The 20,192-nt window shown below is 58.3% G+C and carries 23 protein-coding genes; 12 read left to right on the top strand and 11 right to left on the bottom strand.

The genetic code is table 11. The features are described 5' to 3' along the window. Nucleotides 1-113: 113 nt before the first annotated feature. The 6 genes from RLO149_RS20865 to lpxK all read left to right on the top strand — a co-directional run bounded on the left by RLO149_RS20865 (nucleotide 114) and on the right by lpxK (nucleotide 6,373). Complete coding sequence (locus RLO149_RS20865; protein ID WP_013964071.1) at nucleotides 114-1,622, top strand: DUF2125 domain-containing protein; 1,509 nt, start codon at nucleotides 114-116, stop codon at nucleotides 1,620-1,622. A gap of 84 nt (nucleotides 1,623-1,706) precedes the next feature. Beyond that, nucleotides 1,707-3,053, top strand: coding sequence for a TldD/PmbA family protein (locus RLO149_RS20860; protein ID WP_013964070.1), 1,347 nt, complete (start codon nucleotides 1,707-1,709; stop codon nucleotides 3,051-3,053). Next, a complete protein-coding gene (locus tag RLO149_RS20855; protein ID WP_044025473.1) occupies nucleotides 3,040-3,816 on the top strand; it encodes a 3'(2'),5'-bisphosphate nucleotidase CysQ in 777 nt (258 codons plus the stop codon). The genes RLO149_RS20860 and RLO149_RS20855 overlap by 14 nt, the downstream gene beginning before the upstream one ends. 78 nt (nucleotides 3,817-3,894) lie before the next feature. Then, a complete protein-coding gene (locus RLO149_RS20850) occupies nucleotides 3,895-4,137 on the top strand; it encodes a DUF4170 domain-containing protein (protein WP_013964068.1) in 243 nt (80 codons plus the stop codon). Nucleotides 4,138-4,143: 6 nt separating this feature from the next. Then, nucleotides 4,144-5,391, top strand: a complete 1,248-nt coding sequence (locus RLO149_RS20845) for a 3-deoxy-D-manno-octulosonic acid transferase (protein ID WP_013964067.1) — start codon at nucleotides 4,144-4,146, stop codon at nucleotides 5,389-5,391. Then, entirely contained in the window at nucleotides 5,378-6,373 is a 996-nt protein-coding gene (gene lpxK, locus RLO149_RS20840) for a tetraacyldisaccharide 4'-kinase (protein WP_013964066.1), read from the top strand. The genes RLO149_RS20845 and lpxK overlap by 14 nt, the downstream gene beginning before the upstream one ends. Before the next feature lie 78 nt (nucleotides 6,374-6,451). On the opposite strand, the gene RLO149_RS20835 is transcribed toward lpxK, so the two are convergent. Together RLO149_RS20835 and RLO149_RS20830 are read right to left on the bottom strand one after the other, a co-directional pair. Next, nucleotides 6,452-7,123 (bottom strand): DsbA family protein, encoded by a 672-nt coding sequence (locus RLO149_RS20835; RefSeq protein WP_013964065.1) that lies wholly within the window; start codon nucleotides 7,121-7,123, stop codon nucleotides 6,452-6,454. Between the two features lie 13 nt (nucleotides 7,124-7,136). Further along, on the bottom strand, nucleotides 7,137-7,646 hold the full coding sequence (locus tag RLO149_RS20830; protein WP_013964064.1) for a DUF721 domain-containing protein: 510 nt from the start codon (nucleotides 7,644-7,646) through the stop codon (nucleotides 7,137-7,139). 84 nt (nucleotides 7,647-7,730) lie between these two features. Between RLO149_RS20830 and mutY the strand changes: the two genes are divergently transcribed. Next, nucleotides 7,731-8,798, top strand: a complete 1,068-nt coding sequence (mutY, locus tag RLO149_RS20825; protein WP_013964063.1) for an A/G-specific adenine glycosylase — start codon at nucleotides 7,731-7,733, stop codon at nucleotides 8,796-8,798. A gap of 190 nt (nucleotides 8,799-8,988) precedes the next feature. Here mutY and RLO149_RS20820 read toward each other — a convergent pair whose 3' ends face one another. The 3 genes from RLO149_RS20820 to RLO149_RS20805 form a co-directional block, all read right to left on the bottom strand. Continuing rightward, nucleotides 8,989-10,086: a site-specific DNA-methyltransferase gene (locus RLO149_RS20820; protein ID WP_044025774.1), complete on the bottom strand. Its 1,098-nt coding sequence runs from the start codon at nucleotides 10,084-10,086 to the stop codon at nucleotides 8,989-8,991. Between the two features lie 89 nt (nucleotides 10,087-10,175). After that, nucleotides 10,176-10,805, bottom strand: coding sequence for a ribonuclease HII (locus RLO149_RS20815; protein ID WP_013964061.1), 630 nt, complete (start codon nucleotides 10,803-10,805; stop codon nucleotides 10,176-10,178). A 199-nt stretch (nucleotides 10,806-11,004) separates the two neighbouring features. Then, complete coding sequence (locus RLO149_RS20805; RefSeq protein ID WP_013964060.1) at nucleotides 11,005-11,502, bottom strand: hypothetical protein; 498 nt, start codon at nucleotides 11,500-11,502, stop codon at nucleotides 11,005-11,007. A gap of 24 nt (nucleotides 11,503-11,526) precedes the next feature. Here RLO149_RS20805 and RLO149_RS23875 point away from each other — a divergent pair, with 24 nt between their 5' ends. The 4 genes from RLO149_RS23875 to RLO149_RS20790 all read left to right on the top strand — a co-directional run bounded on the left by RLO149_RS23875 (nucleotide 11,527) and on the right by RLO149_RS20790 (nucleotide 13,488). Beyond that, nucleotides 11,527-11,679 carry a hypothetical protein gene (locus tag RLO149_RS23875; protein ID WP_158308174.1) on the top strand — a complete coding sequence of 51 codons (153 nt, stop codon included), beginning with the start codon at nucleotides 11,527-11,529 and terminating at the stop codon, nucleotides 11,677-11,679. Next, on the top strand, nucleotides 11,676-11,963 hold the full coding sequence (locus RLO149_RS20800; RefSeq protein ID WP_013964059.1) for a hypothetical protein: 288 nt from the start codon (nucleotides 11,676-11,678) through the stop codon (nucleotides 11,961-11,963). Before RLO149_RS23875 ends, RLO149_RS20800 begins: the two co-directional genes overlap by 4 nt. A gap of 1 nt (nucleotide 11,964) precedes the next feature. After that, nucleotides 11,965-12,639, top strand: a complete 675-nt coding sequence (locus tag RLO149_RS20795; protein ID WP_013964058.1) for a winged helix-turn-helix domain-containing protein — start codon at nucleotides 11,965-11,967, stop codon at nucleotides 12,637-12,639. Nucleotides 12,640-12,717: 78 nt separating this feature from the next. Further along, nucleotides 12,718-13,488, top strand: coding sequence for an HpcH/HpaI aldolase family protein (locus RLO149_RS20790; RefSeq protein WP_013964057.1), 771 nt, complete (start codon nucleotides 12,718-12,720; stop codon nucleotides 13,486-13,488). Here RLO149_RS20790 and RLO149_RS20785 read toward each other — a convergent pair. After that, entirely contained in the window at nucleotides 13,485-14,636 is a 1,152-nt protein-coding gene (locus tag RLO149_RS20785) for a DUF3095 domain-containing protein (protein ID WP_013964056.1), read from the bottom strand. The genes RLO149_RS20790 and RLO149_RS20785 overlap by 4 nt on opposite strands. Before the next feature lie 152 nt (nucleotides 14,637-14,788). On the opposite strand from RLO149_RS20785, the gene RLO149_RS20780 reads away from it, so the two are divergent. After that, nucleotides 14,789-15,811 (top strand): aspartate-semialdehyde dehydrogenase, encoded by a 1,023-nt coding sequence (locus tag RLO149_RS20780; RefSeq protein ID WP_013964055.1) that lies wholly within the window; start codon nucleotides 14,789-14,791, stop codon nucleotides 15,809-15,811. Nucleotides 15,812-15,888: 77 nt separating this feature from the next. Here the strand turns inward: RLO149_RS20780 and RLO149_RS20775 are convergent, their stop codons facing one another. The 5 genes from RLO149_RS20775 to RLO149_RS20755 all read right to left on the bottom strand — a co-directional run bounded on the left by RLO149_RS20775 (nucleotide 15,889) and on the right by RLO149_RS20755 (nucleotide 20,150). Further along, nucleotides 15,889-16,443: a hypothetical protein gene (locus RLO149_RS20775; protein WP_013964054.1), complete on the bottom strand. Its 555-nt coding sequence runs from the start codon at nucleotides 16,441-16,443 to the stop codon at nucleotides 15,889-15,891. Next, entirely contained in the window at nucleotides 16,440-18,287 is a 1,848-nt protein-coding gene (locus RLO149_RS20770) for a glycerophosphodiester phosphodiesterase family protein (RefSeq protein WP_013964053.1), read from the bottom strand. The genes RLO149_RS20775 and RLO149_RS20770 overlap by 4 nt, the downstream gene beginning before the upstream one ends. A 122-nt stretch (nucleotides 18,288-18,409) precedes the next feature. Beyond that, nucleotides 18,410-18,820 (bottom strand): hypothetical protein, encoded by a 411-nt coding sequence (locus tag RLO149_RS20765; protein WP_013964052.1) that lies wholly within the window; start codon nucleotides 18,818-18,820, stop codon nucleotides 18,410-18,412. Nucleotides 18,821-18,856: 36 nt separating this feature from the next. Next, nucleotides 18,857-19,168, bottom strand: a complete 312-nt coding sequence (locus RLO149_RS20760) for a P-II family nitrogen regulator (protein ID WP_013964051.1) — start codon at nucleotides 19,166-19,168, stop codon at nucleotides 18,857-18,859. A 4-nt stretch (nucleotides 19,169-19,172) separates the two neighbouring features. Beyond that, nucleotides 19,173-20,150, bottom strand: coding sequence for a sodium-dependent bicarbonate transport family permease (locus tag RLO149_RS20755; protein WP_013964050.1), 978 nt, complete (start codon nucleotides 20,148-20,150; stop codon nucleotides 19,173-19,175). Between the last annotated feature and the right edge of the window lie 42 nt (nucleotides 20,151-20,192).

Raw genomic sequence — 20,192 nt, 5'->3', positions numbered from 1 at the left:
GTTGTTATTGCTGTGGTAAACCCCCAACTGTTAAGCGTCCAGCCCATCGGCTCTTGACCATCGCAGGACGTTGGCAGACCATGCGCGCTTAACCGTGTAAAAAGGATCGCTTTATGCCCCGTATCATGCGCCGTTTCATGGCGAGCACTGCCCTTGTTCTGATCGCACCCGCCGCCTTTGCGGAGCTTTCAGCAGATGACGTCTGGAGTGATTGGAAAACCTATATCAGCGGTCTTGGGTATTCTGTGACAGGGCAGGAAGCGCGCGCGGGCGATGTGTTGACCGTCACCGGTGTGGCGATCACAAGCGGTGATGCAAGCCTTGGCGGGGGCAGCATTTCAATGGATCGGGTCGTGCTTACGGAACGTGACGATAGCACGGTGACGGTTGCCCTGCCCACGGTGATGCCATTTGAGATGGCAACCCCGAACGACACCGGCAGCATCACCCGCGTTTCTGCGGACTACCGACAAACCGGCCTGAGCATCGTGGCGTCAGGCACCCCGAATGACCTGCAGTATGACTATTCAGCGCAGACGGTTTCACTGGAATCAACCGGTTTTGAAGTGAATGGGCAGGTTTTGCCCGCGCAGAGCAATGCGTTTGTGATCACTTTGGATGATATCTCAGGTACGACAGATATGGTGCTGGATGCCCATCGGCGATACACGCAGGATATGGAAATTGGCGCGGTGCGCTACGCGCTCAAAGCGAGCGATGCCGCCTCTGGCGATAGCAGCGACATGTCAGGGCAGATGCAGTCCCTGACATTTGATGGGCAAAGCACCCTGCCCCTGCGTGCCGTTGATACAAACAACGTCGAGGCGATGCTTGCTGCAGGATTCACGGCCGGTGGGACGTTTAACTACGCCGCAAACGCGCTGACTCTGAATGTCACGTCGCCGACTGGGCCATCGGATGCATCGGTGATCAGTCAGTCAGGTCGCATCGGCGTGACACTGGGTCAGGACGGGCTTACCTATGATGCGGCACAAGACGACATGCAGGTGGAAATGACCTCGCCCCAGTTCCCGCTGCCGATCAATTTCAACGTGGCCCAGACAGCGATGAACATCGCGATGCCCATTCGCAAATCCGAGGCGCCGGACGATTTTGCACTGGGCTTTACGCTTGATGGCTTCACCATGTCCGACATGCTCTGGGGGCTTTTTGATCCCGGCGGGCAACTGCCCCGTGACCCTGCGACCATCGCGCTTGATCTGGCCGGAAAGGCGCGTTTGATGTTCAACTTCCTCGACCCGTCAGTGGCCGCTGAGATCGACCCCGGCACGGCACCGGCTGAAATCGACAAGCTCGACATCAACCGTATGCAGATCACAGTCGCTGGCGCGGAATTGGTCGGCAACGGCGCGTTTGAGTTCGACAATAGCGCGGAGGGTGCACCCAAGCCTGAGGGGGCGGTTGATCTGACCCTGACGGGTGCAAATGGGTTGATCGACAAACTGGTGGCGGGCGGCTTGTTGCCCGAGGAACAGGCCATGGGCGCGCGCATGATGATGGGCTTGCTTGCGGTGCCCGGAAACGCGCCGGATACGCTCAACTCAAAGATCGAAATCAACGATCAGGGCCATGTGATGGCAAACGGGCAGCGCATCCAGTAACCGCGCAGACGCGGTTTTTGAGCGCAGCCCTTGCAGAGGGGGAGCGAGGCCGCTACCTCAATCCCACCTCTAACGGAGCATATGATGACGCAGGCCCTCAGCGATCTGAACGAACAACTCTTGCAGGCCGCCCGGCGCGCGGGGGCTGATGATGCCGATGCGATGGCCGTGCGGGGCACGTCCCTTGGCATCGAAGTGCGCCACGGCGCGCTGGAACAGGCCGAACGCTCGGAAGGTATCGACATTGGTCTGCGCGTCTTTCTGGGCCAGCGCAGCGCGATTGTCTCGGCCTCCGACACACGATCGGATACGCTTGAAGATATGGCCGAGCGGGCCGTTGCCATGGCAAAAGAAGCCCCCGAAGACTCCTGCGCCGGACTTGCCGACGCCGATCAGATTACCCAAGGCTACGACATCGCCGCCTTGGAGTTATATGACCCCACACCGGAACCATCGCCTGCCGCGCTGCAAGAGGACGCAGCCCGCGCCGAGGCCGCAGCCCTTGGCAACCCGCAAGTCAGTCAGGTGCAATCCGCCTCCGCCGGGTATTCATCGCGCGAGGTGCATTTTGCGGCTTCCAACGGATTTCGGGGGGGCTATGCGCGCACCGACCGCGGGTTGTCCTGCGTCGCCATCTGCGGCACCGGCACCGAGATGGAGCGAGATTACGATGGCGACAGCCGGATATTCCAATCGGACCTGCGCAGCCCTGAGGACATCGGCACCCGCGCCGCTGCGCGCACTGTTGAACGCGCAGGCGCGCGCAAGCCCCCAACCGGCAGCTATCCGGTTCTGTTCGACGAACGTGTTTCCTCAACGCTGATTGGTCACTTGTTGATGGCGGCCAATGGGTCCTCCGTGGCGCGGGGTGCGTCTTGGCTGCGCGACGCGAAAGGCGAGCAGGTTCTGCCATCAGGCATCAGCCTGCATGAGCTGCCCCACAGGCCCCGCACCTCTGGGTCCCGCCCCTTTGATGCCGAAGGATTGCCAACCAAGGCGCGTGACATCGTGGCAGATGGTGTGCTGACCGGCTGGACCATGGACCTTGCAACGGCGCGCAAACTGGGCATGTCCTCGACAGGGAACGCCGCGCGCAGTGCCTCTTCGGGGCCAAGCCCCACAACGTGGAATGTCACACTCACCCAAGGGGATCAAAGCCGCGCAGACCTGATTGCCGACATGGGCACGGGCCTGCTGGTCACCTCAATGATCGGCTCGACGATCAATTCCAACACCGGGGATTATTCCCGTGGTGCTGCAGGCATCTGGATCGAAAACGGTGAAATGACATATGCCGTCAACGAATGCACGATTGCGGGAAACCTGCGGGATATGCTGCTGACCATAGTCCCCGCAAACGACGCACGCGCACATCTGAGCCGGGTCGTGCCCTCGCTTCTGGTGCCGGGGATGACACTTGCAGGCGTCTGACCTTGATCTGATCACAGACGCAATCGTCATGGCCGGCCGCGTTGCGACCAGTTTCAGCGGCCAGAGTGCACAAAGCTGGGACAAACCCGGCGGTGCAGGCCCCGTGACCGAAGCCGATCTGGCTGTGAACACCTATCTTGAAACCGTCTTGCGGCTGGCACGACCAGACTACGGATGGCTCTCTGAGGAGAGCGAAGACACAGGCGAGCGCCTGTCGCGCGATACGGTGTTCATCATCGATCCGATAGACGGCACCCGCAGTTTCGTGGATGGCTCAAGCACCTGGGCGCATTCGGTTGCCATATCCCACAAAGGCCGCATTACCGCAGGCGCCGTCTATCTGCCGCTGCGCGGATTGCTCTATACGGCGGCGCGGGGCAAAGGGGCCATGCTGAATGGTTTGCCTATTTCGGTTTCCACCGCAAACGACATCGAAAACGCAGAAGTTTTGGCTGCCAAACCGATGATCGCAGCGGATCACTGGCCCAACGGCGTGCCGGGATTCAACAGATCACACCGTCCATCTCTGGCCTATCGTCTGGCGCTGGTCGGACAGGGTCGTTTTGATGCCATGCTGACCTTCCGACCAACGTGGGAATGGGATGTCGCCGCAGGTTCCCTGATCGTCGAAGAGGCACAAGGGACGTCCACGGACCAGTCCGGCAAGCCACTGCTTTTCAATAATCGTGACCCAAGGCTCAATGGCATGGTGGCGTCGGGCAAACCGTTGCACTATAGCCTGATGCAAGCACTCGCGCAGTAGAGCGGGGGCACCGCTTGACCGCGACGGGCATATCAGCAACGCTGAATGCACCCGCGTTTCGTTTTGAGGACTGCTTGCATGGCACAAAGGCTACATCTTGTTTTTGGCGGTGAACTGGTTGATCCCAGTAAGAATACGTTCAAAAACGTCGACGACATCCACATCGTCGGTATTTACGCAAATTATGCTGGCGCTTTCGACGCCTGGAAAGCCGAGGCGCAACGCACGGTGGACAATGCGCATATGCGGTATTTCATCGCGCATATCCACCGCTTGCGTGACGAGGAAACCGCCGCCTCCTCGACGGAAGAACTGGAGTAATTCACTATGGCCCGTTCCATCGGGCTGACGGCCTATCGCGCGTTGTCCAAACGCTCAACCGATCGGGCCTATAAGCCACGTGGGAAACGTCCGCGTGGCACCTTGGTATGGATACACGCAGGTGAGCCGGAAAATATGCTGGCGGTTCAGGATCTCGCACAGCGCTTGTGCAACACCCGCTTTGGGGTTCATGTTCTTATCACGCTGCCCGACCCTGCATCCTATGAGCAAACCCTGCACAGCTGGGTGCCCCATGATCTGATCCAGATTGAACAGATCCCAAGCGAGCACCCCCATGCAATCACGTCCTTTTGGCGGTATTGGATGCCGGAGGTTGCGATCTGGGCGTGGGGTGATCTGCGGCCCAATCTGGTGGACAAGGTACATGCGGCCGGGTGCCCAATCGCGCTGATTGATGCCGATGAGGCCGGGTTCGACGGCAAGCGTGACCGCTGGCTTCCGGAGCTTTCGCGCCAATTGCTCGAACCCTTTGTCGCCATTATGGTCCGCTCAAACGCCGCTGTGCAGAAATTGCAGGCTCTGGGTGTTGAAACCGCGCGGATCGACAAAAAGCCACCTCTGCAGGCGGGCGGGAATGCGCTGGCTTGCCGCGAGGCGGATCTGACTGATTTAACCGAAACCCTGCGGGGGCGGCCCGTGTGGCTGGCAAACAATGTTCAGGAAGAAGAACTGCCAATTATCCTGCAGGCGCATCGGCAGTCGCTCAGGCTGTCCCATCGTTTGCTACTGGTACTGCATCCCGCCCATGGTGGTCTTTCTGAGGTATTTGCCGAGAAAATCGTGGCGGATGGTCTGCGAAAAGCAGACTGGACCCTCGGAGAGGAGCCCGATGATGCAAGCCAGGTTTTACTGACCGAAGATCATGGCGACCTTGGTCTTTTTTATCGCCTTGCACCTGTGACCTTCATGGGCAGCTCACTCGTTGCGGGCTATAGTGGGCGCAATCCTTTTGAAGCCGCAGCGCTGGGTTCAGCGGTTTTATATGGACCCAATGTGCGTCGCTTCATGCCATTCTATTCACGACTGGCCAAAGCGGGCGCGGCACGGATCGTCAAGGATGGCGAGACCCTCGGGGCCGCGGTCACGCAGTTGATTGCACCTGATCAGGCGGCAGCAATGGCGCATGCAGGCTGGGATGTGGTCAGTGAGGGGGCGGACTTGACCGACCGCGTCATTGATCTGGTCCAAGCGGCATTGGACGGCGAACTGGAGACGACACATGCGCGCCCCTGACTTCTGGTATACGTCTCCGCATGCGCCGTCGGTCTTTGCACGGCTCTTACAGCCGCTTGGGGCAGTCTACGGCATTGCAACAGCCCGTCGCCTTGCAAGCGGCCAACCTCTGAAGTTGGATGTACCTGTCATTTGCGTTGGCAATCTGAACGCCGGCGGGACCGGTAAAACGCCCACGGTCATTGCGGTTCTGACGACGCTCATGGATATGTTTGAAACGCCACATGTTGTCACGCGCGGGTATGGGGGCTCTCTTAAGGGGCCAGTTCAGGTAGATCCGTCTCAACACAATGCAGAGCAGGTCGGGGATGAGCCTTTGCTGCTGGCGGCCTTTGCCGAAGTGTGGGTTGCGCGCGATCGTGCCGCAGGCTGCGCAGCCGCCGTAAAAGCAGGCGCGAGCGTGGTTGTACTGGATGATGGGTTTCAAAACCCGTCCGTCCACAAGGATTTCAACCTGATTGTTGTTGATGCTGAAAAGGGATTTGGCAACGGGCGGTGTCTGCCTGCGGGCCCCTTGCGCGAACCGGTGGACGTCGGTCTGCAACGTGCCGATGCTGTGCTGTCTATTGGCACGACGGATGCACAAGCACGGTTTGATACCAGCATCCTGCCCCGCGATTTGGTGCATATCCGGGGTGCATTGACCCCGCTGCAAACGGGTATGGACTGGTCCGACATGCGCGCGATTGCTTTTGCCGGTATCGCGCACCCGGAAAAGTTCTTTGCGACCTTGCGCTCTTTGGGCGCAAACGTTGTGCACAGTGAACCGCTGGATGATCATCAGCCGCTGAGCACAGCCCTGATGACACGCCTCGAAGCAGATGCCAAAAGGCATAACGCGCAGCTTGTGACCACCGAAAAAGACGCCGCACGCCTGCCAAACAGTTTCCGCACCAAAGTGATTACGCTGCCCGTTCGTCTGAGTTTTGAGGGTCAGGAAAACGAGTTGGCAGACCTGCTGAAACCCGTTTTGAAACCTTGAATATGAGACCTTGATCAGGCCAGCTAAACCGCCAGCCTGATCAGATACCCTGTGTGCCGTATTCCTTGCGCGCCCGGATCACTCCGCTGCGGCGTCGATCGCTTCGGCCATTTCCGCATAGGACATGTTGCTGTATTTCTGGCCGTTGATCAGGAAACTTGGGGTGCTTTCAATGCCGTCGGCTGTTGCATTTTCCTGATACCAGGCGACGAGTGTCTGCGCCTTGTCACCATTTTGCAGGCAGGCTTCCATCGTGTCGCGATCCAGACCAGCCAGCAGGCCGACCTTGCGCAGTTCGTCAACGATCGCTGCCGGTTCACCCGCGCGGGACCATTCAGACTGCTTTTGATAGATCAGATCGCTCATCCCGAAAAACGATTCTGGCGTGCCGGCACAGCGCGCGATCATCGACGCCCACAGCCCGTAGCGGTCAAAATACACCTCGCGGTAAACAAAGTTGATCTTGCCCGTGTCGATGTAATCGGTCTTGAGTTGCTTGAACGGCCCCTCATGGAACCGGGCGCAATGCGGGCAAGTGTAGCTTGCATATTCAATCACGGTCACAGGCGCGTCAGGGTTCCCAAGCGACATATCAACAATCGTGGAGGTATCGATATCAGCCGCCTCTTGCGCGTTTGCAGCCCCCAGAGGGTTCGCAGGCGTCACCGGGTTTGTGCCCGTCGACGTAACAAAATAGGCCCCAAGGCCGATGACTGCGACTGCAGCCGAAATAATCATCATACGCGACATAGCGTTTCCCTTTTCATCGGTTTGTCTTGTTCAGAATGTTCTCGCCCAAAAGCGCCAGCGCACTTCTGAGCCCTTCGTCCGCGACAGGCTGAACGGTGTCAGCCGCTTTTTGGCGCAGCGCAGGGTCGATTGGGGCGGTCTTTGGCTTGGCATCACCAAGCATGAAATCCACCTGCCCTTCGGCAAATCCGGTCGCTGCGGTTTGTGTCACACGCACACGCGCGATGGCGTTGTAGCCGTAAACCGCATTCACCCGCGCGCGCAGCTTTTCCTTTTCCATCTCCAGCATGGGCGCGTTGGCCCCGGTGGTCAGTAACGTCAGCGTCGCCCCTAGCCCGCCACGTCCATAGCTGACCTCAACCGGGCGGGAAATTCTGGCAATTGCTTCGCCTGCCACTTCTTTCCAATGGGTCAGCAAACGGCTTTGTGCAAAGCCACGTGTTTCAGACGCCGTGCGAATACGCTGCGTCAGCAGGCTCGAAGTCCGGGTAAATCCTTTTGTACTGGCGCGGCGAGGCGGCATCGCTATGTTCCTTGAAACGTCGATCTAGCATAGCGTCGGAAGTGCTGCGCAACCAGCCTTACTGCGCCCCAAAGGATATAAACATTGCGTGACAATGCAAATGACCCACTGGTTCTGAGCGATGCGATCCTTGCGTGGTACGACGTGCATGCGCGCAATATGCCGTGGCGCGTGCCACCGCAGAACCGCCGGGCTGGGCAAATGCCGGACCCCTACAGGATTTGGCTCTCCGAGGTGATGCTGCAACAAACCACGGTCGCCACGGTCAAAAGCTACTTTGAAAAATTCACCACGCGCTGGCCGACGGTGCGTGATCTGGCGGCAGCCAAAGACGCCGATGTGATGGCGGAATGGGCAGGTCTTGGGTATTATGCGCGCGCGCGAAACCTGCTGAAATGCGCACGCACAGTCGTTCAGGACTATGGCGGCGCATTTCCAGCCGATCATGCCGAATTACTGAAACTGCCCGGCATCGGACCCTACACGGCTGCGGCGATTGCCTCGATTGCTTTTGATCTCAGGCAAACGGTGCTTGATGGGAACGTCGAACGCGTGATGGCGCGCCTGCATGACGTTCACGTCCCCTTGCCCGCGTCCAAACCGATCCTGATGGAAAAGGCGGACGCGCTGACGCCCGCAGATCGCCCCGGTGATTACGCGCAGGCGGTCATGGATCTGGGCGCGACGATCTGCACTCCAAAATCACCCGCCTGCGGCATCTGCCCGTGGCGTGACCCTTGCACCGCGCGCGCAGAGGGGACCGCCGCCGGTCTGCCGAAAAAGACGCCGAAAAAAGCCAAGCCAACCCGTCATGGCACGGTCTTTCTGGCTCGGCGGGCGGATGGCGCGTGGCTTTTGGAGACGCGGCCCGACAAAGGTTTGCTTGGGGGGATGCTGGGCTGGCCCGGATCAGACTGGATCGATGTCGGCCATCCCCTGCCCGAGGCCCCGCCGCCTTGCGCGGCCGAGTGGCAGTTGATCGACGGCGAAGTGCGTCACACGTTCACACACTTCCACCTGATCCTGCATGTGTTTCGCGCGCAGGTGGCCATCGGGACGAAACCCGAAACGGGGGAATTTCGCGACGCTGCAGAATTCAAACCCACCGATCTGCCGACGGTCATGCGCAAGGCCTTTGACCTCGCAAGGTGATCCGGTGCCAGCGAAAAATTCCTGTGCCACCGACCCCTTTCACCATGTCGCAGTTAAAACACCAGAACGTTTTATAGACGCAAAGACAAAAAAACCCCGCCAATAAAGGCGGGGTTAAGGTGAGTGCCCCTCACAGGCAGCCTTGTTCAAAAAGGCCACAGGCACCGGCGGTGTTCGAATGTTTGAATGTCTAGTTGGTCATTTCTGAGCGGATTTGCTGGCGCAAAACGTCGATTGGAACTTTTTTGCCATCCTGTTTGAACGTCCAATAGGTCCAGCCGTTGCAGCTGGGCGCGCCTTCGAGATGCGCACCGACCTGATGGATCGATCCTTTGACGTCATTCCCAATCAATGTGCCGTCGGCCCGCACCTTAGCAACTTGACCACGGGGCGAATAAAGCGCTTCGCCCGGGCGCAGCATGCCACGCTCGACCAGCTGCCCGAACGGCACGCGCGGCTCGGCACGTTTGGACACGCTGACCTGCAAGGCTTCGCGGTCAAACTTGCGCACCTTGGCGATGCGTTTCTCGGCGACCTTGCGATAGGCCGCTTCGCGTTCGATGCCGATGAAATCACGGCCCAGCATCTTGGCCACTGCGCCGGTCGTTCCGGTGCCAAAGAAAGGATCGAGAATGACGTCGCCGGGGTTCGTGGCCCCCACCAGTACCCTATGCAGCAGGCTCTCCGGCTTTTGTGTCGGATGGGCCTTGTCGCCATTCTCGTCCTTCAAACGCTCATGACCCGTGCAGATCGGCAGCACCCAGTCAGAGCGCATCTGAATACCCTCGTTCAGCGCCTTGAGCGCCTCATAATTAAACGTGTATTTGCTGCTTTCATCGCGCCCCGCCCAGATCATCGTTTCATGGGCATTGGTGAACCGCTTGCCGCGGAAATTGGGCATCGGGTTGGATTTGCGCCAGACCACGTCGTTCAGAATCCAATAGCCTTGGTTTTGCAGTTCGGCCCCCACGCGAAAGATGTTGTGGTAGCTGCCGATGACCCAGATTGCCCCATCAGGTTTGAGGATACGGCGCGCAGCCTTCAGCCACGCCTTGGTGAAATCATCGTAGACCTTAAAGCTGGCGAACTGATCCCATTCATCATCCACCGCATCCACGCGGCTGTTGTCAGGCCGGTGCAGATCGCCCTTGAGTTGCAGGTTGTAAGGCGGATCCGCAAAAATCAGATCGACGGACGCCTCCGGCAAACCGTTCATCACCTCGATACAGTCGCCATCAATAATCGTGTTCAAAGGAAGTGCTGCAGCACTTTTGGTCTTTGTCATCATCATTCTGCCTCTGGTCCCGGTGCATTTTGCACTCGTTCGTTGGGAGTAAGATGAGTCAAAGTCGATTCGCGGTCAAATTCTTTATTGAATCAAGGCTTTACGATTTTATCTTGATACAACATATGGTGTACCGGTTTGAAGGTACGTCTATGGTGTGGGGTTACCCCAAGATTTCGCAACGCAGATATGTGGCTTTTCGATCCATATCCCATGTTCGTCTCCCAGCCATAGCCCGGATGCTGTTGCGCTAAATCCACCATGATCTTGTCGCGGGCTATTTTGGCGATGATTGAGGCTGCGGAAATCGACAGACATCTGGTGTCGCCCTTGACCACAGGTTGTGCGCGCAGATTTAGTCCCTTCGGCACCATGGAGCCATCGATGAGCACATAATCCGGTCGCAGCCTGAGACCGGCAAGCGCGCGCAACATCGCAATGTGACTGGCGCGCAGGATATTGTGTTGCTCGATCTCTTCGACACTGGCGTGGCCAACACTGATGTCTGCGCTGCTGGCCAGCGCTTCGCCCAGCAGGTTGCGCCGCTTTGCGCTCAATTGTTTGGAATCGTTCAACCCGTCAGGAATGTTGGCCGGATCAAGCACCACCGCCGCCGCCGTCACGGGTCCGGCGAGTGGGCCGCGCCCGACTTCATCAACGCCTGCCACGCGCAGCGCGCCCAGCGCCATTGCGGCCTCTTCCATCTCAAAATTCGGTTCCATGGGCTTTCTTCCAATGTCTCGCCATCCGGCACAAGACCCCGGCTGCCGCTTGCAGGGTATTTACTGCGCTGAGAACGAAAAAACGCCCCCGGTAACCGGAGGCGCAGAACTCGTTAACAAGGAGGGAAGACGCCCGAACGCCCTCCCTCAGGCGCAAGTCCGCTTTGAAGGGACCGATGCAGCCTTGGACTGACCCGCTTTAACTGCGGGCCAATTGGTATCCCGCACGGCGCAGGCAGCGCGCGCCATAGCCCGAGCGTTTCTTATTGTTGGTGCGAAATTTCACTTTGCAGGCGTCCGGCAATTGGCGTGTAGCGCCATAGTTGCGTTCAAGACATTTTTTACCAAAGACCCGGTAGCGCCCATCATCGGTGCTAAAGCTGCGCAAACACTCACCGGGCAACAACCACCGGTTTGCGCGATTTGGCGCGCGGTACGGTGTCGCGCGTTGGATCGCATGATCCTGATGCCAAGTATTTGAGTGGATCACCTCAGACCGGTTTTTCGACGCGCGTTTCGCCCGCTTTTCCTTTTTGTCATCGTCCAGCTTGTTCTTGATGACCGCCCCGACAACCGCGATGCCAACGATGGCAGCGAGCGTGCGGGTCAGGTCTTCATTGGCGCGTGCGGGTGTGTTTCCGATAACCGCAACTGCGATCGCAGCGCTCACCACTGTGGCAATAAATCTACGTGTCATGGGGCAAGTCCTTATCTGATGTGCATGGGGCAGCCTTTGGGTGCTGCCGTTCTGGACACAAACTGGGACGGACCCGTGCCGACAGACAATATCGTGGGATGGTTATCCGATATCACATGGCTCAGACCCCTTTTGTTATTGAATATCGCGGTGATCCTGCGCAGGTTCTTCACATGAGATATTCTGTCATTATCAGCGCCGCACTTGTCGCCTTATGCATGGCGCAGCCCGGCATGGCCGCCGGGTGCTATGCCGATTACAAGGCGAAACAGGACGATCCGCTGCGACTGCATTACGGGGTTGCGGAGGTTTCTGAATGTTCCAAAAAGGCGGCCCGCGCGGAACTGACTGCCCGACTTGCGCCAAAGGGGTGGACGCTGCTGAACGTGATATCGGTCTTTGACCAAAGCGGGCTGGCGGAAAGGAAAGACAGTGCAGGACCAAACTACCTCCGCTACTGACATGCGCCGCTCGGGTGGGCGGATCGTTGGGTATGGCATTGCGGGAATTCTCGCCATTCTTGCGGTCGGGGTCGCCCTGCTGTTCTGGGCCTTGCCGGATGCGAATGCGTTCAATGCCCGCGTTGAAAAGCTATTTGTGGAGAACGACGATCTGACCACGCAGGCGGAAATCAAACTGCTTGAGATTCTCGCACAATCCGGCACCGCCTTTTCTGAAACCCTGATGAGTTACCGCGTGGTGATATTCGTGCTTTTGGTCTTTGCCACGGCCATGCTGATCGCGGCACTGGTCTTTCTGGTGATGCTGGTCGGTTTCAACCGGCGTATGGCGCAGATCGAACGGGTCGGCATACAGGTGAATTCGCTGCTGATCAGCCGCGAGGAAAACACGGTCTACCTCAACAATCTGGGCTTCAAACTGACCGACGCCGCGATGGAGACGATGTCGGTCCTTGCTGAGGCGCGCATGGATGACGATGTTCTGTCCGGTTCAGAGATCGAAGGCATGATTTCAGGGCGCAAGGCGATCGATTGCGAAGAGGCCGCAGGCGCCACACGGATCAAACGCTTGCGCGACACGCTTGGCAACCAGATCGTATCAGAGCTGTTGGTCAAGAACATCGCGCGGCGTGGCTATATGCTCGCCATCGACAAGGACGTGATCAAAGTTATCTGAAACCGCGCGCTGCACTGGTGTTTCAGCGCGTGAACGTCCAGAACAGACCCCGCAAATACCCCAAAAAGGAAGCCTGATATGTCCGCGCCACTGAACACGTTCAAAAAATCCCTGTCCGAAGGGGAGACGCTTTTTGGCTGCTGGATGAGCATGGCCGAGGGCTACACCGCAGAGATATTGGGCAATGCGGGGTTTGACTGGTTGCTGATTGATGGCGAGCATTCGCCCAATGATGTGCGTTCGATCCGCGACCAGATGATCGCGCTGAAAAGCAGTGACAGCCACCCTATCATCCGCGTGCCGGTGGGCGAGACGTGGATCATCAAGCAAATGCTCGACCTTGGGGCCCAGACGATCCTCGTGCCCATGGTGGAAACCGCGGAGCAGGCGCAGGAACTCGTGCGCGCCTGCCGATACCCGCCGGAGGGCAGGCGTGGCGTGGGCTACGCGGTGGGGCGTGCATCAGGCTTTGGCCAGATCGAAAACTATGGCCCGACCGCGGATGCGCAGACGTGCCTGCTGGTGCAGGTTGAGAATAAAACCGGCCTTGATAACCTCGACGCTATTCTTGCGGTCGATGGCGTTGACGGTGTGTTCATTGGCCCGGCAGATCTGTCTGCAAGCCTCGGATACCTTGGGCAGACCATGCACCCGGACATGCAGGCGACAATCCTGAAAACCATCAAGCGGATCAGCGACAGCGGCAAGGCCGCAGGTATTCTGACCACAGACGACGGTATGATCAAGGCGTCCTTGGATGCCGGTGCCCGGTTTGTTGCTGTTGCCATGGATATCGCGATGCTTTTGAACACCGGGAAATCAATCGCTGCCAAGTGGAAACAAGGTTAACGCGTCTTCATCTGCGCGGCCGCCTGCGTATATCCCCCCGCTGCCCCATCAATGAAATGCAGATGGTCGTCGGTAAGGATCGACGGAACGATACAGGTCATCATGGCCTCGTCCTGTGTGGCCATCCCAAAGCGAACGATGCCCCGATCAGCCGCAGCGGTAAGGACCGCTTGCAGGCGCGTCTGGGTTTTTGCATCGCAATCCAGCGTCATCTTTAACCCGTCATCCAGCTTTCTGAAATCAGCGTTATCCGCAACAACCCGCGCATAGCGTCGCGCATCAAACCCGCCAATTTTCAGCCCGGTACGGATCAGGACCCAAGCGACCAGTGCTTCGAACAGCGCCTTGCGCCGCGCGGCACCCAGCGATCCGGACCCGCGCGCGGCATGCGCTTCAAGCGTGGCACCCGCCGGTGGCCAACGTGAGACCATGCCGACCTGAGGGGCCGGATGACCGCCCCGGTCCAACTGCTCCGCCACATCAATGACCTGCTTATAGACCTCCGCCACATCTGCGGCGTCCGCTCCTGGCATTGCGGCGACCACCAGTGACAGGATTTTGCCGTTGCGCGCTTTCATATGGGCCCAACGGCACGACAGGCCGGTCAAATCCGGTATCGTCCCGGCAGCGGCAGGGGCAACGACATAGCGCTGCCTTTTCATTTCCGTTTCCGCCCAGAGCAGCCCGCCGCCGGCAAACATCGCATAATCCGCCCCCGGTGAGGCCTGAAACCGGGCGACTTGCACATCGTGACCCGCAGCGCGCGCGTCGGCCACCGGCACCAATGCCACCCGCATGCCAATGTCAAATTCTGCGCGCGCCCAAACCGCGACCGCCGCCAATGCCTGTTGTGCCGCCGCAGCATCATACGGGCCAATTGCAAATCCGGCTCCGTCGCCACCAAAGACGAATGGAAACGGCTGCCCATCCAGCGCGTTCATAACCGCTGATATGACCGCCGCCCCCACCATATTGACCGTCTTATATCGCCCGGCGGCGACTTCTCCGGTGGAATTCACGATATCAGCGACGCCAATCTGCCAATCATCCGGCAAGGGCGTGTATCGACCAAGGTCCGTCAGGTGATCAAAGCTCGTTTCACGCGGCAAGCCATCGTAAAAATTATCCCCCTGATGGTGAGAAACCATAGACTTGCACCTCTTTGCCCCATGTTCCACGTATCACAAAACGACCTGCGCACTCTATGCCGCAGCACAGGCAGGCACGACGGCCCTTTCCACAGGGGGCTGAGCGGTATAAGACGCGCCCACCATCACATCAAACACATTGGAGTATTTAGATGGGTTACCGCGTCGTTGTTGCGGGTGCCACAGGCAATGTGGGCCGCGAAATGCTGAACATTCTTGCTGAACGCCACTTTCCGGTGGACGAAATTGCTGTGCTTGCGTCACGCAAATCACTGGGGACAGACGTCAGCTTTGGCGAAAGAACGCTCAAGACGAAGGACCTTGATACGTTTGATTTCACGGGCTGGGACATGGCATTGTTCGCCGTTGGGTCCGAGGCGACCAAGAAATATGCACCCAAAGCGGCAAAAGCCGGATGCGTGGTGATCGATAACTCGTCACTGTACCGCTATGACGCGGATGTGCCGTTGATCGTGCCCGAAGTGAACGCCGATGCGATTCTAGGATATGCCAAGAAGAACATCATCGCCAACCCGAACTGTTCGACCGCGCAGATGGTGGTGGCCCTCAAGCCACTGCATGACCGCGCGACCATCAAACGCGTTGTTGTCTCGACCTATCAGTCGGTTTCAGGCGCGGGCAAGGAAGGGGCGGATGAACTTTGGGACCAGACCAAATCCATCTACAATCCGACCGATGACAAGCCACCGAAGAAATTCACCAAGCAGATCGCGTTCAACGTGATCCCGCATATTGATGTGTTCATGGAAGACGGCACCACCAAAGAAGAGTGGAAAATGGTCGTTGAAACCAAGAAGATCATCGACACCAAGATCAAGGTCACGGCAACCTGCGTGCGCGTGCCCGTATTCGTCGGCCACTCCGAAGCGATCAATATCGAGTTCGAAGACCATCTTGACGAAGACGAGGCCCGCGAAATCCTGCGCGAAGCACCGGGCGTCATGGTGATCGATAAACGCGAGGACGGCGGCTATGTGACGCCCGTCGAATGCGTTGGCGATTTCGCGACGTTCATCAGCCGTATCCGTCAGGATTCCACGATTGATAATGGTCTGAACCTGTGGTGTGTGTCCGACAACCTGCGCAAGGGCGCGGCACTCAACGCGGTGCAAATCGCTGAACTACTGGGCAACCGGGTCCTGAAAAAGGGCTGATTTACCCAAGGCACTTGGAAAAACCGTCGGGTCAAACCGGCGGTTTTTTTTCGCCAGCTTCGAACCTGCGCGCCGGATCAAAGCCCCGGAATGCACCCCGGATATCCGAACCCCCAACGCCAAGGCAGGCCGGAACACGGCCCGCCCCCAAAACGGACGGCGTTGAACATAGACGTGGCGATCATGTCATAGGCGAGCCGGATGTTGTCTTCACCGACATCATAGCGCAGGGCGAGGTCTTTGACCTGCGCCTCACCCTGTTCGACGACACAGGCCTGCAACGCCTGATCTGCCGATAGACGCGCCTCGAAACTCTGGTCTGCGGACGTGACTCCGGCCGCGTTGTGGTAGGCGCGGTCGTGAGCGACGCAGCATTGCTCCCAAGGGGGGTGCGCGCCTTGCGCTGCTTCAAAGTCAGGAAAGAGATCGGCCACCACGCGCCAGCTCCATGACATGCCGCCGCTGCATCCATCCGTTTCAAAAACAGACAACTCGGAGTCAGAGATCACCGATTGCAGGGCGCGGTGGGATGGCATCTCAAGCCCGCGCTGTACCTTGGCCATTGCGTTATCCTCTTGCGCCAGTCCAACCTGAGGCACCACGAGCCCTAAGATGAAAACGGTAGCTCTCATATTTCGTCCCCGGTTTCGGGGGTGAGGTCAAAGGCAAATCCGATCGTGTCGCCAAGGCGCAGCATCAGACGTTCCGGGGTGCTGAGTGTTTTGTGATAGGCGATGACCTCGCGCGCGAGTTTGGGTTTGTCTGTGATCAACCCGTCCACACCGAGCGAGATCATCCGCGACATCGATACCGCGTCATTGACGGTCCATGCGTAAACGTCTTTGCCCACGCTTTGCGCCTGTGCCAGTAAACGCGCTGACACGCGCCCGGCACTGACCGCCAGAAAATCACCGTCGAGGCCAGACAGATCACCCACAGCGGTCGCTGCCAGAACACCGCTGCGCCAATCCGGGCGCAATGCCCGCATTTTCTGCACCGCCGGGTATTTCAGTGACATCGTTGCAATCTGATCCTGCATACCCGCCGCTTCGACCAAGGCGATCACGCGGTTTTCCAGATCAACGTCATGGCCATAGTACTTCAGCTCAATAATCAGCTTGGAGCGGTCTTTGACCACCTCAAGCACATCGCGCAGCAAGGGGGGCCGTTCATCCGCATAGACGGGATCGAACCACGTGCCGATGTCAATCTGCGCGACATCTTCCATGGTCACATCCCAGACCTTGCGATTAACACCTGCCGCTTTCATGAAATCACTGTCGTGGACTACCAGAACCTCACCGTCGGCAGTCTCCTGCACATCGATTTCGACCCAGTCGGCCCCGTCCTCAATCGCCTTGATCACGGCCGCCATCGTGTTTTCCGGACGGCTCGCCGCGGCACCCCGGTGACCGATCACATCCACTTGCTCAACACCGCCGACCTGATTGAACGCCGTACCCCCAACAAACAGACTGCCCACCGCGAGCAGCACAGCCAACACAGGCAACAGGGCGAGGCGGGGTGAAAAGGCTTCGGCTCTGGCATCATCTTTGGCCGCGCGCGCCTCAAGGCAGCGCTCAAACTCCTCGTTCAGGATATCGGCCAAGGCCCCATTGGCAATCGCGCTCAAAGCGGCGTTCACAAAAACCCATATGCCGATCAGAACCGCTGTGACGGTAAAGAACAGGGCAAGGTTTCCACTAAAAAACGGAGGGATTTCAGCGAGCAAAAACCCGATGAACCCAATCAGGACAAAAGCCACCCCAGCCCGAAGCACAAGCCAGGACATAATTCGTTTCAGGAGATCAAACCGATGGCCGCGCATCTTTTCACGGCTGTTACGAAAGGCTTTTTTTGCCGGCACAAGATCAAACACGCTCATGTGCAGCGCAACCGCCCATGCGGATAACCGCTCCAATAGTAAAAAACCCAGTGCTATGGCAATCACACCACCGCAGGCGATGGCGGTCATAAACGCAGGGGGGCGGTTGGCCAGATAGTAATTGATGTCAAAGTCGCGCAGCAGAAACAGCGCAATAGCGCCACCGACCAGCAGAAACGGCAGAGATATTATCAAAACGCGCATCAGAAGGTGGCCGGCAAATACAGCCAGTCGCGGCAGTGATCTGGTCAGGAACCCGAAAGCAGCCGCCAATGCCCTGCCAGCACCCCGCTGATCAGATCGCAAGACGGCGGTCATGACGGCGATATCAATGGTCGCAGCAACGATGACCAGTGACGCAATCACGACAGCTCCGATTGCCCCTACCGGCGTCAATAAAAACCGGGCGATATCCTGATCCGTGAGGGCGGATTGGTCGGAAAAGGACAATGTGATCGCAAGCAGTGCCGCAATCAACGGGACCAAGACCGCCGCGATAATCAACCGCACGAACATGTGAACACACAGCAGCGGGAACCACAGCGCAAGCGCCTGCCTGTAGCTGATCACAGCGTCCCAAACCAAGGTCATACCTCGCCTGATAAAAATCCCGAACTTTGAAAACAGCACAACAGGAACATGCCCAATAAGCAAGCACTGCTCAGGATAATATTCGGAATCACCGCGATATCCCGATCACGCGTGCCACGTCTTTATAGCTCACGCGGGTCCTTGGGTTTGCCGGGTCCGAATCGGCGCACGAAAGTTCCATAGGAAAAACCAAGGTCATGCGTATGGCAGACCCGCTTGCCGCTGGTTTCGGTATGTAAGGCCAATCCACCCAACGTGATCTTCATATAGTACCCGTGCTTGCGCATCCGATCATCCAGATCAGCCCAGTCGCGGGCCTCAGCCATGTCGCGAAAAAGCAGCTTTTGCAGGGCAAATATGAGCTTATCACCCGCGCGTGGCAGTTTGCGGGCCGGGCTTTTCGGGCTCCCCAGATGTTCGGTCACAAGATGTTCGACGACCTCGGCAACCGTCCCCTGTTGCTCCGTGGCAAGGTCATGGACGGCTTTGAAAAGATCATCAGAAAGCTGGAGGGTAATGGCGTGCTTCGTCATAGCGGGCAGATTTGCTTAAACATAGTTTATAAAGGGTTAAAAACGCTCTGCGCGCACGACGTCACAGTCCATTATCGAAACGACGCCGATATGCTTGTCCACCACGGCAAAAGCAGCTTCCAACAGCCCATCCAGACGCTCCGGTCGAATGATGCACACAACTTGCACCATGCCACTGGCGCGACCGATCTCGCCGGAACGCACCCACTCACCAGACCGCCCGGACCCACCCAGAACAGGCAAAACCGTGTAGCCTGTGACCTTCGCAGCGCTCAGCGCATCCGTGAGGCGCGACTGCATGATCGCTTCTATCGTGATTTCGACGCGTTTGGCTTGATGTGTTTTCACGGGCTCAGACTCCTGTCAGCGCAGAGGCAACGGCCACATATAACGGGATGCCCAGCGTCAGGTTAAAGGGAAATGTGACGCCCAGAGAAAGCGTCAGGTAGATGGAGGGGTCAGCCTCTGGCAAGGCCACGCGCATGGCCGCTGGCACAGCGATGTAGGATGCCGACGCAGACAGTACCATCAACAGCGCGACACCCCCCGTAGACAGCCCGAGCAACAGGCCAAAGACCGCTCCAAGGCTGCTGCCGACCACAGGCATCAGCAGGCCGAACGCCAACACACCGGATGTGAGAACGCCGCTGCGGCTGCGCAGACCACGCCCCGCAACAAGGCCCATATCCAGCAAAAAGAGGCACAACACCCCTTTGAACGGCGCAACAATAAAGCTTGAGATTTCGCTCAGACCATCCTCGCCGGTGATCCAGCCGATAAAAAACGCGCCGACCAGCAGTACGATGGACCCGTTCAGCATGATTTCGCGCCACAGATCCTTGTCCATGCGGCGTCCATCTCCGCCGCGCGAGATCAGCCAAAGCGCTGAAAGGATCGCCGGGGCTTCCATGGCCGCAGCAACCGCCACCATGTACCCTTCATAGGCGATGCCACTGCTTTGCAGCACCGAGGTGGCGGCCACAAAGGTCACAATAGAAATCGACCCGTAGTGCGCCGCGACCGCAGCAGCATCCAGTCGGCTGAGCCTTGTCATGACCTGCAGCAAACCAAAAGCAATCAGTGGCAGGCCCGCGGAAAGGATGATTCCCACCAGCAGGGTCAGGCCAAGCTTTGCATCCACCCCGTGTGCCGCAACGCTGACCCCACCCTTAAAGCCGATGGCGAACAGCAGATAGATCGACAGGGCCTTGGCGGCGGCCTCTGGCACGCTGAGGTCAGAACGGGCCAAAGAGGCGGCGACGCCCAGAACAAACGACAAAATGATCGGAGACAACAGGTTGTTGGCTGCCAGTGATAAAATTTGGTCCACGAGCGCCTCCGTTGCTGGTCCTGAGGCGTTTAGGACTGTTTG

It is taken from the genome of Roseobacter litoralis Och 149, assembly GCF_000154785.2.
Lineage (GTDB): Bacteria > Pseudomonadota > Alphaproteobacteria > Rhodobacterales > Rhodobacteraceae > Roseobacter > Roseobacter litoralis.
Note: the sequence above shows the minus strand (reverse complement) of the source record. Positions and strands in the feature narration are given on the sequence as shown.

Excerpts from the sequence above, each read along its gene's own strand:
- RLO149_RS20865 (WP_013964071.1), top strand. The coding sequence starts at position 114 with ATGCCCCGTATCATGCGCCGTTTCATGGCGAGCACTGCCCTTGTTCTG.
- RLO149_RS20860 (WP_013964070.1), top strand. The coding sequence starts at position 1,707 with ATGACGCAGGCCCTCAGCGATCTGAACGAACAACTCTTGCAGGCCGCC.
- RLO149_RS20850 (WP_013964068.1), top strand. The coding sequence starts at position 3,895 with ATGGCACAAAGGCTACATCTTGTTTTTGGCGGTGAACTGGTTGATCCC.
- RLO149_RS20845 (WP_013964067.1), top strand. The coding sequence starts at position 4,144 with ATGGCCCGTTCCATCGGGCTGACGGCCTATCGCGCGTTGTCCAAACGC.
- lpxK (WP_013964066.1), top strand. The coding sequence starts at position 5,378 with ATGCGCGCCCCTGACTTCTGGTATACGTCTCCGCATGCGCCGTCGGTC.
- RLO149_RS20835 (WP_013964065.1), bottom strand. The coding sequence starts at position 7,123 with ATGTCGCGTATGATGATTATTTCGGCTGCAGTCGCAGTCATCGGCCTT.
- RLO149_RS20830 (WP_013964064.1), bottom strand. The coding sequence starts at position 7,646 with ATGCCGCCTCGCCGCGCCAGTACAAAAGGATTTACCCGGACTTCGAGC.
- RLO149_RS20820 (WP_044025774.1), bottom strand. The coding sequence starts at position 10,086 with ATGATGACAAAGACCAAAAGTGCTGCAGCACTTCCTTTGAACACGATT.
- RLO149_RS20815 (WP_013964061.1), bottom strand. The coding sequence starts at position 10,805 with ATGGAACCGAATTTTGAGATGGAAGAGGCCGCAATGGCGCTGGGCGCG.
- RLO149_RS20805 (WP_013964060.1), bottom strand. The coding sequence starts at position 11,502 with ATGACACGTAGATTTATTGCCACAGTGGTGAGCGCTGCGATCGCAGTT.
- RLO149_RS23875 (WP_158308174.1), top strand. The coding sequence starts at position 11,527 with ATGGGGCAGCCTTTGGGTGCTGCCGTTCTGGACACAAACTGGGACGGA.
- RLO149_RS20800 (WP_013964059.1), top strand. The coding sequence starts at position 11,676 with ATGAGATATTCTGTCATTATCAGCGCCGCACTTGTCGCCTTATGCATG.
- RLO149_RS20795 (WP_013964058.1), top strand. The coding sequence starts at position 11,965 with ATGCGCCGCTCGGGTGGGCGGATCGTTGGGTATGGCATTGCGGGAATT.
- RLO149_RS20790 (WP_013964057.1), top strand. The coding sequence starts at position 12,718 with ATGTCCGCGCCACTGAACACGTTCAAAAAATCCCTGTCCGAAGGGGAG.
- RLO149_RS20785 (WP_013964056.1), bottom strand. The coding sequence starts at position 14,636 with ATGGTTTCTCACCATCAGGGGGATAATTTTTACGATGGCTTGCCGCGT.
- RLO149_RS20780 (WP_013964055.1), top strand. The coding sequence starts at position 14,789 with ATGGGTTACCGCGTCGTTGTTGCGGGTGCCACAGGCAATGTGGGCCGC.
- RLO149_RS20775 (WP_013964054.1), bottom strand. The coding sequence starts at position 16,443 with ATGAGAGCTACCGTTTTCATCTTAGGGCTCGTGGTGCCTCAGGTTGGA.
- RLO149_RS20770 (WP_013964053.1), bottom strand. The coding sequence starts at position 18,287 with ATGACCTTGGTTTGGGACGCTGTGATCAGCTACAGGCAGGCGCTTGCG.
- RLO149_RS20765 (WP_013964052.1), bottom strand. The coding sequence starts at position 18,820 with ATGACGAAGCACGCCATTACCCTCCAGCTTTCTGATGATCTTTTCAAA.